General features: G+C 74.7%; 13 protein-coding genes. 5 read left to right on the top strand and 8 right to left on the bottom strand.

Features of this window, described 5'->3' with window-relative positions; genetic code table 11:
* The first annotated feature begins 464 nt into the window (after positions 1 to 464).
* Positions 465 to 1,577: an LPXTG cell wall anchor domain-containing protein gene (locus tag ACFC1F_RS31965; protein WP_376163561.1), complete on the top strand. Its 1,113-nt coding sequence runs from the start codon at positions 465 to 467 to the stop codon at positions 1,575 to 1,577.
* A gap of 219 nt (positions 1,578 to 1,796) precedes the next feature.
* Here the strand turns inward: ACFC1F_RS31965 and ACFC1F_RS31970 are convergent, their stop codons facing one another.
* The 3 genes from ACFC1F_RS31970 to ACFC1F_RS31980 form a co-directional block, all read right to left on the bottom strand.
* The gene (locus ACFC1F_RS31970; RefSeq protein ID WP_376163563.1) at positions 1,797 to 2,897 is read right to left on the bottom strand and encodes a calcium:proton antiporter; all 1,101 of its coding nucleotides are present in this window, start codon (positions 2,895 to 2,897) and stop codon (positions 1,797 to 1,799) included.
* A gap of 102 nt (positions 2,898 to 2,999) precedes the next feature.
* Positions 3,000 to 4,691 carry a protein kinase gene (locus tag ACFC1F_RS31975; protein WP_376163565.1) on the bottom strand — a complete coding sequence of 564 codons (1,692 nt, stop codon included), beginning with the start codon at positions 4,689 to 4,691 and terminating at the stop codon, positions 3,000 to 3,002.
* Between the two features lie 88 nt (positions 4,692 to 4,779).
* Positions 4,780 to 5,652: a serine/threonine protein kinase gene (locus ACFC1F_RS31980; protein ID WP_376163567.1), complete on the bottom strand. Its 873-nt coding sequence runs from the start codon at positions 5,650 to 5,652 to the stop codon at positions 4,780 to 4,782.
* A 264-nt stretch (positions 5,653 to 5,916) separates the two neighbouring features.
* Here ACFC1F_RS31980 and ACFC1F_RS31985 point away from each other — a divergent pair, with 264 nt between their 5' ends.
* From ACFC1F_RS31985 to ACFC1F_RS32000, 4 genes are all read left to right on the top strand, one after another.
* Positions 5,917 to 6,882: an SDR family NAD(P)-dependent oxidoreductase gene (locus tag ACFC1F_RS31985; RefSeq protein ID WP_376163569.1), complete on the top strand. Its 966-nt coding sequence runs from the start codon at positions 5,917 to 5,919 to the stop codon at positions 6,880 to 6,882.
* Positions 6,883 to 7,062: 180 nt separating this feature from the next.
* Positions 7,063 to 7,473 (top strand): hypothetical protein, encoded by a 411-nt coding sequence (locus tag ACFC1F_RS31990; RefSeq protein ID WP_376163571.1) that lies wholly within the window; start codon positions 7,063 to 7,065, stop codon positions 7,471 to 7,473.
* A gap of 358 nt (positions 7,474 to 7,831) precedes the next feature.
* A complete protein-coding gene (locus ACFC1F_RS31995) occupies positions 7,832 to 8,815 on the top strand; it encodes a polysaccharide deacetylase family protein (RefSeq protein WP_376163572.1) in 984 nt (327 codons plus the stop codon).
* A gap of 4 nt (positions 8,816 to 8,819) precedes the next feature.
* Positions 8,820 to 9,338 carry a GNAT family N-acetyltransferase gene (locus ACFC1F_RS32000; RefSeq protein ID WP_376163602.1) on the top strand — a complete coding sequence of 173 codons (519 nt, stop codon included), beginning with the start codon at positions 8,820 to 8,822 and terminating at the stop codon, positions 9,336 to 9,338.
* A gap of 13 nt (positions 9,339 to 9,351) precedes the next feature.
* Here ACFC1F_RS32000 and ACFC1F_RS32005 read toward each other — a convergent pair whose 3' ends face one another.
* From ACFC1F_RS32005 to ACFC1F_RS32025, 5 genes are all read right to left on the bottom strand, one after another.
* The gene (locus tag ACFC1F_RS32005) at positions 9,352 to 10,014 is read right to left on the bottom strand and encodes a phosphotransferase (protein WP_376163574.1); all 663 of its coding nucleotides are present in this window, start codon (positions 10,012 to 10,014) and stop codon (positions 9,352 to 9,354) included.
* Between the two features lie 137 nt (positions 10,015 to 10,151).
* On the bottom strand, positions 10,152 to 10,781 hold the full coding sequence (locus ACFC1F_RS32010) for a hypothetical protein (protein WP_376163576.1): 630 nt from the start codon (positions 10,779 to 10,781) through the stop codon (positions 10,152 to 10,154).
* Between the two features lie 98 nt (positions 10,782 to 10,879).
* Positions 10,880 to 12,013, bottom strand: coding sequence for an aminotransferase class I/II-fold pyridoxal phosphate-dependent enzyme (locus ACFC1F_RS32015; RefSeq protein ID WP_376163578.1), 1,134 nt, complete (start codon positions 12,011 to 12,013; stop codon positions 10,880 to 10,882).
* A complete protein-coding gene (locus ACFC1F_RS32020) occupies positions 12,010 to 12,777 on the bottom strand; it encodes a transcriptional regulator (protein WP_376163580.1) in 768 nt (255 codons plus the stop codon). The genes ACFC1F_RS32015 and ACFC1F_RS32020 overlap by 4 nt, the downstream gene beginning before the upstream one ends.
* A gap of 116 nt (positions 12,778 to 12,893) precedes the next feature.
* Complete coding sequence (locus ACFC1F_RS32025; protein ID WP_376163582.1) at positions 12,894 to 14,552, bottom strand: beta-propeller fold lactonase family protein; 1,659 nt, start codon at positions 14,550 to 14,552, stop codon at positions 12,894 to 12,896.
* Positions 14,553 to 14,678 lie beyond the last annotated feature (126 nt).

Below are 14,678 nucleotides of genomic sequence, written 5' to 3' on the forward strand. Positions count from 1 at the left end.
GGCGGGCCCGGGCGGGGGCTTCGGCGGCGTCCCGGGCGGGGCGCTGGGCGCCGGCGTCGACGGGGACGGGGCCGGGGCGCCGCGCGGGTCACAGGGGCGGGTCACGGGGCGGGTCACGGCATGGGTCAGGGGCGGTGCGGCCACGGGTGGAGGCCGCGGCCCGGGCGCGGCCTCCTGTGCCGCCCCTTCGGGCGTGGTGGCCTCCGGAGGATCGGCACCCCGGGCGGTGCACGTATCTCTCACAATCGGGTGATCGGATCGTTGCACGGGACTAAATCGGACAATTGGCCTGCCCGCATGGCAATCCGGCCAAATCTGCCTTGCATCGCCGCCGCGGCTGCGCGACGTTAGGGCCTCTCGTTCACCGTCACCCACCGTCACCGGTTTGGGGTTCCGGCTGCCGAGGGCTCTCCCACCTGCCTCGCGGGCCTCCCCCGGCCCGCCGATCCACCATGGACACCAGCATGCGCATCCGCTCCACCGCAGCGCGATCCCTCGTCGCCGTTCCCACCGCCGCCGCCCTGCTGCTGCTCGCGCCGACCGCGCACGCGGTCGCCGGAGGCAAGCCCCCGAAGGGCAACAACGGCACCGTCAAGATCCACGACACGGCGACGGGGCAGGAGGACACCCGCAACGAGCCCAAGGTCTGCACCTTCTACCTGGACTCCTTCGGCTTCGACCCCGGCCAGGACGTCATCTGGCTGATCGCCGAGGTCCACGACAAGACCGAGAAGGCCGTCGCGTTCGGCGACCTGCCGGTGGACGGCAAGGGCCACGTCCGCACCGAGGACATCAACCTGCCGGACGGCCAGTACAAGCTGTACTGGGCCTCGGTCGAGCTGGTCGACGGGAAGCTGCCGGCCGAGCCGGACCTCAACAACCCCAAGCACAAGGTCTTCAAGGTCGACTGCGGCGGCAAGACCCCGGCCCCGACCGGAAAGCCCTCGCCGAGCGCCACCCCGTCCAAGACCGCGTCGGCCTCCCCGAGCGCCACCCCGTCCAAGACCCCGTCCAAGACCCCGCCCGCCTCTCCGAGCGCCACGCCGACCACCTCGACGTCGCCGTCGCAGTCCCCCTCGGCGACGCCTTCGCAGACGCCTTCGCAGACGCCGTCGCAGACGCCGTCGCAGACGCCGTCGGCGACCAGCACGCCGACCACGACGCCGAGCGCGCCGGCCTCGCCGACCGCGACCACCACGCCGTCGGCCAGCCCGTCGGCGACCACCACGGAGAAGCCGTCCGCGACCCCGTCCGCGACCCCGTCGGCCACCACCCCGGCCACCGCCGCGCCGAGCACCGAGGCCCCGGCCCCGACCACCGGCCCGTCCACCGCCCCGACCGCGACCGTCCCGGTGCAGACCCCGCCGGCCAACACCGTGGTCAACCCGGACAAGCCGCTGATCATGCCCGCCGCGGTCAGCGTCCCGACCCCGATCCCGGGCGCCGTGCAGGCCGGCAAGAACCTCGCCTCCACCGGTAGCGACGGCACCCTGCTCTACGCCGGCACCGGCACCGCGCTGCTGCTGGCCGGCGCGGGCGCCGTGGTCTACACCCGCCGCACCCGCAAGTCCTCCTGACCCCGGGAAGAAGAACGGGCGGGCCGGTGACCGACAGGTCGTCGGCCCGCCAGCCGGTTCCGGGAACGCTCCGGTGAGAAACCGGGGCCGGAAACCGGCGGGCGGGCCCGGCCAGGGGGCGGGCCCGCATCGCCACCGGCCCAGCCGGGGCACGGACACGGGCACGGACACGGGCCCGCTCCGGCCACGGGCACGGACATGGACACGGGCCCGCTCCGGTCAGGGATTGATCGCGAGCACCACGAACGCCGCCATCACCGCCAGGTGCACCGCGCCCTGCAGCGGGGTGGCCCGCCGGGGAATGACCGTCAGCGTGCCGACCGCGATGGTCAGCGAGAGCAGCACCAGGTGCGACGGGCCGAGCCCGAGCACCAGCGGGCCGGGCAGCCAGGCCGAGGCGACGGCCACCGCCGGGATGGTCAGCCCGATGCTCGCCAGCGCCGAGCCGAGTGCCAGGTTGAGGCTGGTCTGCACCCGGTTGCGCAGGGCCGCACGCAGCGCCGCGATGGTCTCCGGCAGCAGCACCAGCAGCGCGATGACCACGCCGACCACCGAGGACGGCAGTCCGGCCGACTCGACCGCCGACTCGATGGTGGGAGAGACGCCCTTGGCCAGGCCCACCACCGAGACCAGTGAGACGCCGAGCAGCGCCAGGCTGGCGAGCGTCGCCCGGTTGGTCGGCGGCTCGGCGTGGTCCTCCTCGGTGAGGATCTTGCCCTCCGGCGTGACCGGCAGGAAGTAGTCCCGGTGCCGGATGGTCTGGGTGGCCACGAACAGCCCGTACAGCACGATCGAGGCGGCCGCCGCGAAGACCAGCTGGGTGGAGGAGAACTGCGGGCCCGGCGAGCTGGTGGTGAAGGTCGGCAGGACCAGGCTGAGCGTGGCGAGTGTGCCGATGCAGGCCAGCGCCGCGCCCGTGCCCTCGGCGTTGAAGACCGCCACCCGGTACTTGAGCGCGCCGATCAGGATGGACAGTCCGAAGATGCCGTTGCAGGTGATCATCACGGCGGCGAACACGGTGTCCCGGGCCAGCGTGGCGGCCTTGTCCCCGCCGTCGGCCATCAGCGTCACGATCAGCGCCACCTCGATGACGGTCACCGCCACGGCGAGCACCAGCGAACCCATCGGCTCGCCGACCCGGTGGGCGATCACCTCGGCGTGGTGAACGGCGGCGAGCACCGCGGCACCCAGGAAGCACGCCACCTGGGCCACCACCCAGCCGGGCACGTCACGGTGCCAGGTCAGGACGAGAAGGACGAGGGACGCCACCGGGACGACCACGGTCCACTGGGCGATGACCGCGTGGAGCTTTCTGATCATGCGGCCGAGCATCGCATCCCGTCACCGCGATGGCCGGGCGACGGCGCCGGTCACCCCTGCCGATGCGACCGGGCCCAGTGCCGCGAGCGACGTCCGCGCTGGTCAGCCACCGTACTCGGCGAGGTAACCGAGCACCTTGGCGACATGCGCACTCACCCGGTCGGGGACGCCGCCGGCGTCGGCGACGGTCTTGTCGCTGGTCCGGTAGCCGGCCGTGACGAGGGCCGGCAGACTGCCCGTCATCCCCCGGTGCTTGAACTGCTGGTCGAGCCAGCAGACGTAGTTGCCCATCGACGCGATCGCGTCGACCGGGTCGAAGTAGTCCTTCACCCCGTCGTGGTCGGCGTCCTGCGCCCAGGCGTTGAAGACGGCGGGCGTCCACATCGCGATGCCGTACTCGCCGGACTCGGGGTGGGCGGCCTTCGGGTCGAAGCCGCTCTCGGCCTTGAGCATCGCGGCCAGCAGCGCCGGGGTGATCTCCGGCTCGGGGCACCGACGGGCCGCGTCGTCGATCGGGCCGCGCAGTTCGGCGGGCACATCGGCACCGGGCGGGAGTGCACCGGACGGAACCGCCACCGGCACCTTCGCACCGGACGAAGCCACCGCGGGCACCTTCGCACCGGGCGGGAGCAGGCCGGCCGGGGAGGACGGCGGTGAGGCACCGGGCGCCGGCCCGGCCGTGGCGACGTGCTCCGGGGACCCGACGGGCTCCGGGGCGCCGGTGAGGACGACCACCACGGCGGCCGCCGCAACCACCCCGGCCAGCCCCACCAGCCTGCCCGCACCCGTGCCCGCACCCGTGAACGCACCCGCGCTGCCCGCACCGACCGCGGTCGCACGGCCCGGCCTCGGAACCGGACTGCCCGCACCCGCACTGCCCGCACCCGCCCTGCCCGGCCGGGTCCGCCGCCGACCTCCGCGTTCCCGGCCCGCGGCGGTGCCCTGCCGCCCGCCCGCCGCGGCGGCGGTGAGCAGGGCGGTGAGGTCCACCCGCCCCCGCGCCTCCCGGTCCACGGCCAGGCAGGCCGTCACCACCTCCCGCCAGCAGGCGGGCAGCGCATCGTCCAGCCGCAGCGGCGCCGCACCACGCGCGTACGCCTGCGCGGCGAGCGAGCGGGCGCGGGCGGTCGCCCCCAGGAAGGGGTGCAGGCCGCCGGTGAGCAGCTGGTGGGCGAGGACGCCGAAGGCCCAGATGTCGGCGCTGGGGCGCAGGGCGACGCCGCGGGCGCCGGTCCGCTCCGACCACCACTCGGGCGGGACGTGGTCGGGCGAACCGAGCGGCGGCGCATAGGCGTGGGTGCCCTCCAGCTCGGCGGTGAGGCCGAAGTCGGCGAGCTTGGCGGTGCCGTCGGCCATCAGCAGGATGTTGCCGGGCTTGAGGTCGCCGTGCACCCAGCCGGCGCCGTGCATGTGGGTGAGGCCGGCGCCGACCTCGGCGAGGATCCGTTCGGCGCCGGGGACGGGCGCATGCGGACGGGCGGCGGCCAGGACGTCCTGGAGGCTGCGGGCGGCGCGTTCCATCACCAGGGCCACCGCCCCGTCGAGCCCGGGGTGCGTGGGGTCGTCGACGGTGACGACGGCGAGGGTGCGGATCAGGTGCGGGTGGTCGGCGAGACGGCTGAACCGCATCTCGCTCCGGGCGACCTGCGCCATCGTCCGCCGCTGACCCGGGCTGAGCCGCGCCGGGCTGAGGAACTTCACCGCCGCGTCCGGGAGTTCACCCGTCCCGTGAGCGGCGTGAACGGTGCCCCAGGCGCCGGCGCCGATCGGCTCGCCGGTGCGGTAGCCGGCCACGGGGTAACCGGGCGGAACCGCGACCGGCGGCTCCTCGGACCGGTCCGGCCGCGGGGCGGCGGGCTGCGCGGGCGGCGACACGGCGCCGTCAGCCGCCGTGCCGGGGCGGGAGCAGCGCCAGGTGTTCCTCCCGGACGAGGTCGAACCTCAGTGCCAGGGACACGAGTTCCTCCCGCTTGCCCCCGCTGCGGCCGGCGCCGTCCGCCGCCTCCTCGGGCGTGTCGCGCAGGCGCAGCTTGGTCGCCACCAGGTAGTCGATGTGGTAGTTGACGGCGGATCGGGTGAGTTCCCGGCAGGCGGGCAGGGCGCGCAGCCGGGACACCACGTCGGTGGCGCCGGGGACGGAGGCGGCGGAGGGCGAGCGCAACCGGGGTTCGCAGAGGGCGAGCAGGACCAGGAAGTACTTGGAGGTCGGGTCGAGGGCGAACGGGCTGACCGTCCGCTCGCCGCCACGGGCGTCGAACTCGCCCTCCAGGTAGGCGTGTTGGGGTGCGAAGACCTTGAAGGCGGCCGGCTCGTCGAGAGCCGGCAGCAGCACTCGGGAGAACTCGAACGGCACCGGCGCGCCGAGCCGGCCGGGCGCGACCTTGACGTGCTCGCCGGCGCCCTCCAGGTTCTCCACCACATAGGTGGCGGAGGCACTGAAGTTGGAGAGCCGCCAGTAGTCCTCGGCGGCGGTGATCTCGCCCGCCCTGCGCGAGACGCCCTGGTCGGCGAGCGGGATGGCGACGGGGCGGCCGGGCTCGCCACGCCCGAACTCGGCCGCCTCGCCCGGGCCCAGGTGCAGCAGCACCGGCCGGGCGGGGCCGGCGGGCCGGGTGGAACCGGCGGGCCGGGCAGGGCCCGGATGCCGGCCGAGGCTCGCGGGCCGGATCGCCGGCCCGCCGGACGCGAGCCCGCCGGGGGACTCGCGGCGGACTTCCGGGCGGGGTTCGGGCAGTTGCACGATGACCGTGTCCATGCAGGCCACCTCCGTGGGTCGGGTCGATCGTAGCCGTCCGAACCGCCTCGCGCCGGTCCGCCACTCGAACGAGTGAACGCCGTGGCGTGGCGGCACCGGGCCCTCGCCACCGGGCGCCGATTCCGGCTGCTCATCGCCGAGTTGGCGGCCGGTCGGACGGGCCGGACGTCCTCCGGGAGGCGGAGGCCGCTCCTCCTCCCGGTCGGCGGGTCGGGCCGGTCGGCCGAGAGACACGCCCGCCGGCGGCTGCCAGGGTTTCGGCGCATGGACACCACCAACACCACTGCCCCCGGCGCCGTTTCACCGGCAGCCACCCCCGCGCGACGGTCCCTCCTGGGCGCCTCCGCGCTCGGGCTGGCCGCGGCGGCGGCCACGGCCGGCCCGCTGGGCGCCGCCGGCCGCGCCGAGGCCGCCCCCCAGGAGCGGCGCGCACCACGCCGGTTCGAGGGCCGGACCGTGCTGATCACCGGCGCCACCTCGGGAATAGGACGGGCGGCCGCGACCGCGTTCGCCGCCGAGGGCGCGCGGGTCGGGTTCTGCGGCCGCCGGGCCGAACTCGGCCGCCAGGTCGAGCAGGAGATCCGCCACGGCGGCGGCGAGGCCTCCTACTTCCCGGCGGACGTGCGCGACCCGGCCCAGGTCGAGCGGTTCACCGAGCAGGTGGCGGCCCGGTACGGCGGCATCGACATCGCGGTCAACAACGCCGGGGTCGGCAGCGGCCGACTGCTCCACGAAATGACCGTCGCCGAGTGGGACGACGTCATGAACACCAACGCCCGCGGGGTCTTCCTCGCCGTCAAGTACCAGGTCCCGCACATGCTGAAGGCCGGGCGCGGGGTGATCGTCTGCACGGCGTCCTCGGCCGCCGAGCAGGCCCGGCCGAACGGCGGAGCCTACGCGGCGAGCAAGCGGGCGATCCAGGGCATCGTCAAGGCGGCGGCCCTGGCGTACGGGCCGCGGGGCATCCGGGTCAACGCGATCCTGCCGGGCACCACCGACACCGCGTTCGTCCGCCCGCCGGGCGTGCCGGACGCCGACTGGGCGCGGTTCAAGCAGGCGTTCGGCCCGCTGAACGTCGAGGGGCTGGAGCGGATGGCCGAGCCCGCGGAGATCGCCCGGGCGACCCTGGCGCTCGCGTCGGACGACTTCGCCTACCAGAGCGGCGCGTCCGTCCCGGTGGACGGCGGGGCGACGGCCGGGCGACGGATGGTGATGCCGCCGGCCCGCTGAGTCGTCACCGACGCCTCCCGGGGGCGGCCGGGGCTCCCGGGGCACATGGCCACCATGGTTGCAGCACGTAGTTGAACCGTCACCTTGAGTGTGATGCAGCGCACATGTGGCATGTCCACAATGTGTGCAAGACTCATCCCACCCAGTGAGATTCCCTTGATTTCCAAGGAGGTTCCTATCATGCACGCTAGGATCGCAGCTCTGATGGTCGCCGCGGCAGGGATCACGGCCGCAACGGCCCTTCCGGCCTCGGCGGCCACGGTCGCCGACACGTCGGACAAGGTGGCGTGCATCGCCGCCGTCAACCTGCCGTGCGCCTGGCAGGAGACGACCGACGGAGGCTTCGTCGGGGTGGCGCAGGTCTCGGCCGCCGACCCGGCACAGCTGACGCTCGTCCGGGTCGAGGTCCGGACGCAGCGGGCCTGGGGCAGCCCGTGGGTCACCGTCGCGTCCGCGACCACCGTCACCCACGGGTCCGCCAAGGCCGTCACGCCCCGCGTGGTCACCGGCGATCTCCGGATGATCTGCGCCACCGGCGGCCCGGCGCTGGATGCCGCGCAGCGGGTCACCACCTGTACCAACCCGTTCTGATCCCGGCAGGGTTCGTGAGGCCTCCGGGGACCGTGGGGGTTCCGTAGGCCGGACACGGTTCGGGGGGCACGGCTGTGCCCTGCCCCCCGAACACCACCAACTCCACCGGCAGCCACTCAGGAAGCTCCCGGCCCGCACCCGGGCCAAGGGCGCGCCGACAATGCGCCAACCTCCCGCCGAAGCCCGCTTGGCGTGTGCAACCCCTCTCGGAGCATGGGATTTTGCACTACCTTGGCCATGCGTGGAGCGGGGCGGGCCGCCCACCCGGCAGGCATGCCCCAAGCGACGAGGCCCGCCCGCGCACCGCGCTCCACCCCCGCCACGGCGACACCTACGGGGACGAAGGGGGAGCGTTTCGATGCCCGAGGGGACCGCGCGTTCGGCCGGGGCCGGGGCCGGCGTCGACCTGAGCACCAGCACCAGCACCAGCACCAGCGAACCGGAAGCCGACGCGACCGGTCCGGACGACCCTGACGGCCCTCGCGGCCTTGACGTCCCTGACGGCCCTGACGGCCCGGTCCGCGCCGCGGCCCACGTCGGCCCGGCCGCCGCACCACCGCGCGGGCGACTCGCCGGCCGGCGCGGCACCGTCGACGCCGTCCTGCGTCGCTCCCCCGCACAGCCACTGTTCCGGCTCGCCGTCCTCGCCTACCACGGCATCGACGACCCCCGGACGTTCGCGCTCCAGATGGACCGCCTCGTCCGGGTCGCCCGCCCGGTCTCGCTGGCCCGGGTGGAGCAGGCCGTCACCTCCGGACGGCCGCTGCCGCACCGCAGCGTGCTGGTCACCTTCGACGACGGCGACCACACCGTGCTCACCGAGGGCCTGCCCGTCCTCGCCGAACTGCGCCAGAGCGCCCGCGCCGGCGCCCCGCGCCAGGAACAGCTCACCCGGCGGGACCTGTTGACGCTGCGCCGGTCCGGAGTCGCGATCGGCAACCACACCGCCGGCCACCCCTGCCTCGACCACTGCGACGACGACACCGTCCGGGACGAGATCACCCGCGCCCACCGCGACCTGACCGGCTGGCTCGAAGGAGAGGAACCCACCGCCTTCGCCTATCCCAACGGCAACGTCGACCACCGCGCCGACCCCGTGCTGCGCCGGCTCGGCTACCGCACCGGCTTCCTGTTCGACCATCGGCACGACCGGCTGATGCCGCGCCGGCCGCTGCGGATCAGCCGTCTTCGGGTGAACTCCACCACCGGCCGGGACAGGTTCGACACGATTCTCTCCGGACTCCATCCGGCCGTGCACCGGCTGCGCGGCGGGCCCGGACGCGCTCGGTTCCCGCCGGTTCCGCGCCGACCTGCGCCGCTACGGCCGCAAGCTCGCCGCTGAGGGGATCACCTTCCGCTGGGTGGCTCCGGCCGTCGGCGAGGGCGAACTCGCCGAGCGGACCGCGCTGTTGCACACCGTGCTCCGACTGCACGGCGAGCGGCGCGCCGCCCTCGGCCTGCCGACCACCTTCGACACGGCCCGCGCGCCGCTGCACCTGCGGGTGATCGAACGCGCCGCCGCCACCGGGCGCGGCGAGGGCCCGGGCTTCCTGGTCGCCGAGCGGGCCGGCGCGGTGGTCGGCGTGCTCTACGGATTCCGGTGGCGGGACACCTTCGTCTACTACCAGATCGGCTGGGACCAGAGCTGGGCGCCGCTGCGGCTCGGCACCGCGGTGATCGCCGAGGCGATCCGGGCCGCCGCCGACCAGGGCCTGGCCACCTTCGACTTCCTGCGCGGCCCCGAACCGTACAAGTACCGGTTCGACGCCGTGGACCGCGAGGACGTCTCCTGGCTGGTGCCGCGCGGGCTGTCCGGCACGCTGCTCGGCCTCAAGTACCGGGCGAAGGCCGCGCGCCGGGGCTGAGCAGCGGGGTGCGTCAGGAGCCGGCCGTCCCGGTGACCAGGGCCACCGCCTCGTCGAGCCTTCCGACCTCGTCCGGGCCGAGGGTCGGGTTGGCCGCGCGCCGCGTCCTGGCCTCCGCGAGGTGCTCCTCCTCGATGCCGTCGAGATGCCGCAGCAGCGAGGAGAGCACGGCCCGGGCCGCCACGGAGACGGCGGGCACGGAGACGGCGACCTGCGCCAGGATCAGCGCGGCCATCGCCGAGTCCAGACCGGGCGGCCCCTCCTCGGCGGTGGCCCAGTCGATCACCATCGGTCCCTCGGTTGTCAGCACGACGTTCTCGGGATGGAAGTCCAGGTGCAGGACCCGGTGCCCGGGGTCCGTGGAGCGGCGCGCCGGGATCGCGTGCAGACGCCGCAGCAGCTCCGCCATCATCTCGCCCGCCCGTTCGGCCGTGATCGCGCCGCTGACCAGCGCCTCCACCATCGTCGTTCCGGACAGCCGCTGCATCACCAGCTCACCGGCGGCCGGCCCCGGCCAGACCGCGGGAACGGGAAAGCCGCGCTCCGCCAGGTACGCCATCACCTCGGCCTCAGCCGTGGCGTCCTCACCGCCCCGATAGCGACGCAGCACCCGGCCGTCGTCCAGCGCGAACACGTCCGCCGTCCGGCCCGCCCCCACCAACTCACCGATCCTCATGACGGAGAACCTAGTTGGGGCAGCCGGGTGGTGCCAGATCGACGCCCTGTCGAGCTGCGCCCACGTAGGTGCTCCGCTGCCGGGGAACCACCGCTACCGACGGCCTCTCCGGGAACCGGCCGCCCAGGGTCGACGGTCTAGGAGCCGGCGGGCGCGGAGCCGGTGCTCCCGGAGCCTGTGCTCGCGGGGCCGGCGGGCGCGGAGCCTGTGCTCCCGGAGCCGGCGGTCTCGGGGCTGGAGCTGGTGCGGATCGACTGCGTCGCCGCCGGCACGCCCGTCAAGCTGGACGTCCCGCCGGCCGTCGGCCCCCTCATCGGAGCTCGGGCGGGGACTCCCGGTGATGCCAGTACGCCGCCCGCGACGGCCCCCGCCACCACCGCGCGTGCCGGGGCGCCCTCGGCGGCACCCACGCCGACGGCGCCCGCCCTGGAGTCGACGGCGGCCAGCGAGACCAGCTGCAGCACGAAGTTGGGGTGTTCCGGATGGCCGCCGGTCCAGTCGGCGTCCTTGCTGCGGATCACCCGGGCACGGGCCCCGGAACCGAGGCTCTGCACCGGGCCGGGCAGGACGCGAACGTTGGGCCACCAGCGCCCGTCCCAGCTGTGCTCCAGCTCCAGCTCCCACTCGTCCTCACGGATGTCCAGGGACTCCCCCACGCGCCCCGCGAGGATGCTGGTGCCGTACGAGGCCCGGACCACCGCCCGCTGTTCGAAGGCGGCGTCCTTGCCGATGACCGTGATCCGCCACGGCCCGTCCATCCGCAGCACGGCCGCCCTCCCGAGGTCCTCCGGTGCGCGGGACCACCCGGCCCCGTACCTCCCTCAACGGGCCGGTGGAGCCGTACGGTTCACCCGAGTGGGGACGGTCAGCGGCGGCCCTTCAGCCAACCGGCGAAGGCGTCGAGCGCAGGCTCCGTGCCGCAGCGCCCGACGCCGATCCGGAACCGGTCGGTGGGCGTGGGGGTGAGCTCGGACCGGTAGATGCTCGCGGGCAGCAGCAGGACGCCGGCCTCCTCGACCAGTCCGGTGCAGAACTCCTCCACCCCGTCCGGGCCGAGGTAGCGGGGGTACGCGACGCAGCCGCCGTCCGGGGCCCGCCACTCGAAGAGGTCGGCGAACTCGGCGAAGAACGCGTCGAAGAGCGGCAGGTTTGCGGCGATGATCGCCCGGTTCCGGGCCAGGATCGACTCGCGGTTGCCGAGCGCGATCCGGGCCAGGATCTCGCTGGGCGCGGAGTTGCAGATCGTGGTGTAGTGCTTGGCGCGCTCCAGACGGCTGCGCAACTCCCGGTCGCGGCAGGCGATCCAGCCGATCCGCAGGCCCGGCAGGCCGAACGACTTGGAGGTCGCGTTGAGCGAGAGGGCGCGCTCGGAGAGGTCGGCGACCTGCGGCAGTGTGCGGGCCGGGTCGCGCTCCAGGCCGCGGTAGACCTCGTCGCTGAAGAGGTGGATGCCGCGCTCGTCGCAGATTCGGGCGAGCCGGCGCAGGTCGGCGGCGTCGATCACCTTGCCGGTGGGGTTGTTGGGGAAGTTGACGGAGACCACCCGGGTGTTGGGGCGCAGCGCGGCGGTCAGCTCGTCCAGGTCGAGCGCCCAGTCCTGGCCGGCGTCCAGGGCGACGCCGGTGACCTCGCAGAGGGAGAGCGGAACGGTCTCCGCGGACTGGTAGTTGGGGGTCACGACGACGGCGTGGTCGGCGGGGCCGAGCAACACCTGCATGGCGAGGTTGATCGCCTCCTGGGCACCTCCGAAGCAGATCACGTCGTCGGCGTCGACGTGCTCGTACAGGCCAGCGACGGCCTGCCGCAGCGCCGGGTCGCCGAAGGTCTCGGTGTAGCCGAGGGTGAGGCTCTCCCAGGCGTGCCGGTCCTCGGGGCCGGCCAGGGCGAGCAGTTCGGACATCGCCATGGTCTGCGCGTCGGAGGCGGTGAGGTGGTGGCGGGCGGTGAACTCCCAGCGGGAGAAGTAGGTTTCCAGCCGGAAGTCGGGGAGCTGGGTCATCTCTCGTTCCTCTGCGGTGCGTCGGCCGCCGGCCCGGCCTCGGGTCCGGCGTGGCTCTCGGGTCCGGCGTGGCTCTCGGGTCCGGTGCCGGGTCCGGTCTCTGGGTCGGCGCCGGGGCCGGTACCGCTGTCGTGGCCGGCCTCGGTCCTGAGGTCGGCGAGGAGGGCGTACACGGTGGAGCGCGACACCCTGAGCGCGGTGGCGACGGCCGGTACGGCGCGGCGCACGGCGAGCACCCCGGCCCGGTCGAGTTCGCGCAGGACGGCGAGCCGGTCCTCCCGGCCGAGGCGCTCGGGCGGCCGCCCGTGGGCGCGGACGTAGCCGCCGATGACGTCGTTCATCCGCTCGGTCCAGTCGTGCTCGAAGAGCGGTTCGGGTCGTGGCGCGGTGGGGGCGGCGAAGCCGGCCAGCAGGGCGGCGGCGTGTTCGAGCGGTCCGCGGTCGAGGTTGACGCAGAGCACCGCCGAGGGCCGCCCGTCGGTGTCGCGCAGGACGGCGCTGACCGAGGAGAGCCGCCGCCCGTCGGGGAGCAGCTTCTCGTAGGGCCCGTAGACGTCGGGCGCGGTCGGAGCCAGCCCGTCGAGCTCGCCGAGCAGGGACGGGTCGCCGGGGGCCCGGCTGCCCATCGGGTTCCAGAGCGCGAGCACCTCGTCCCGGGCCACGTCGTGCAGCACCACTTCGGCGTACGGGCCGAGCAGCAGCGCCACCGCCTGGCAGACGGGCGACCAGGTCCGGACGCGCGGGTCGGGGGCCTCGACAGTCATGTCTGGACTGTACGTCCAGCCTGGACTTTCCGTCCAGCGGACCACGCAGGTGCGCCCCCGCCGGACGGGGCAGGGGCGCACGGGGCGGGGGCGCACGGGGCGGGGGCGCGCAGGGCTCAGCTGCAGCTGATCAGCAACGCGAGGGTGGCGGAGCAGGTGCGGGACGCGCGGTCGTTGGCCGGCACCGGGTCGACGGGCGCACTCGCGGTGCGCGCGGCGGTGACGGTGAAGGTCCGGCCGAGGTTGAGCAGGCCGACCTGCAACGAGAGGTGGCGGGTCGTGGTGGCCCCGGCGGCGAGCGGCGTGGCGAGGGTGCAGGTCAGCTTGCCGGCCGCGACGGTGCAGTCGGTGGAGGAGGCGGTGAACCCGCCGGGCAGGTCGGCGCCGACGGTGGCCGAGTCCACCCTGCCGGGACCCTGGTTGGTGAGGGTGAGCGTGTAGTCGACCCGGCCGGAGAGCAGCCCGCCCACCGGGGTGGCGCCGAGCGAGACGGCGAGGTCCGCGGTCGGTGCGGTGTAGGTGAAGCGGTCGGCGGGGCTCGTCGCGCTGGTCCCGCCCGGGGTGGTGACGCGGACGTCGACGGCGCCGGCGGCGGAGGCCGCGGGTGCGGTGGCGGTGCAGCCGGTCGCGGTGCAGGAGAACGCGGTGGCGTTCCCGGCGGCGCCGAAGCTCACCGCGGTGGCACCTGCCAGGTCGGTCCCGGTAAGGGTGACGACCGTGCCGCCGGCCTGCGGCCCGGACGCCGGGCTGATCCCGGTGACCACCGGCACCGGCAGCGGGAAGCCGAGAACGGTCACGGTGTTGCCGGTGAAGTCCGCCAGGTACCCGCGCCGGCCGTCGGGCGTCAGCGCGAGGGTGTACGGGCTGGCACCGACCGGCACCGTCGCGGTCACCGTCCGGTCGGCGGTGGCGATCACGCTCAGCGTGTCGTCGGCGTAGTTGGACGCGTACGCGTGGCGGCCGTCCGGCGAGAGGGTGACGGCGAACGGGTTGGCGCCCACCGTCGCGCTGCCGACGACACTGCCTGCCGCCGTGTCCAGGACGCTCACCGTGTTGTCCCCGCCGTTGGCGGTCCAGAGGCGGGAGCCGTCGGCGCTGAGCGCCAGGCCGAAGACGCCGTGCCCGACCGGGACGGTGGCGCTCACGGTGTTGGTCGCGGTGTCGATGACGTCCACCGCCTGGGCGGCCGAGGCGGCGACATAGACGTGCGCGCCGTCGGGGGCGACGGCCACCCCGTGCGGCTCGGCGCCGACCGGGACGGTCGCGGTGACGGTGTTGGCCGCCGTGTCCAACACGCTCACCGTGTTGTCGCCCGGGTTGCTCACGTAGGCGTGCGCGCCGTCGGGCGCGACCGCGATCCCGAAGGCCCCCGCGCCGACCTGGACGGTGGCGGCCACGGTGTTGGCCGCCGTGTCCAACACGCTCACCGTGCCGTCGAGGTGGTGGGTCAGGTAGGCGTGCCGCCCGTCCGGCGCCCAGGCGACGGCGTACGAGCCGGTGCCGGCCGTGAAGGTGCCGGTCACCGCGCCGGTGGCGGTGTCCAGCACGGTGACGGCCCCGCTGCTCTGGCTGGTCACGTACGCCCGGCTCGCATCCGGGGCCAGCGCGACGCCCGCCGGGTACGCCGCGACCGGGACCGTGCCGGTGACGGCGGGCGGCGGCGCGAGGGGCGCCGCCGCCACCGCGGTGGCGGGCTGGGACAACAGCGCGGCCGTGGCCGCACCGGTGGCGACCACGGCCGTCCAGGAGCGGCGCGGGGAACGTCGTATTCTCACGGAGGTCTTCTCCAGACTCGTCAGGCCATCGGGAACGCGCTTCGGGAACGCAGCGGCCCCGGCGCCTGCCGGGGCCGCACGAAGCGTAGGAGACCGGTTGACTGACCGTCATGACTTGATCGGGAT

It is taken from the genome of Kitasatospora sp. NPDC056181 (assembly GCF_042266225.1).
GTDB lineage: Bacteria > Actinomycetota > Actinomycetes > Streptomycetales > Streptomycetaceae > Kitasatospora.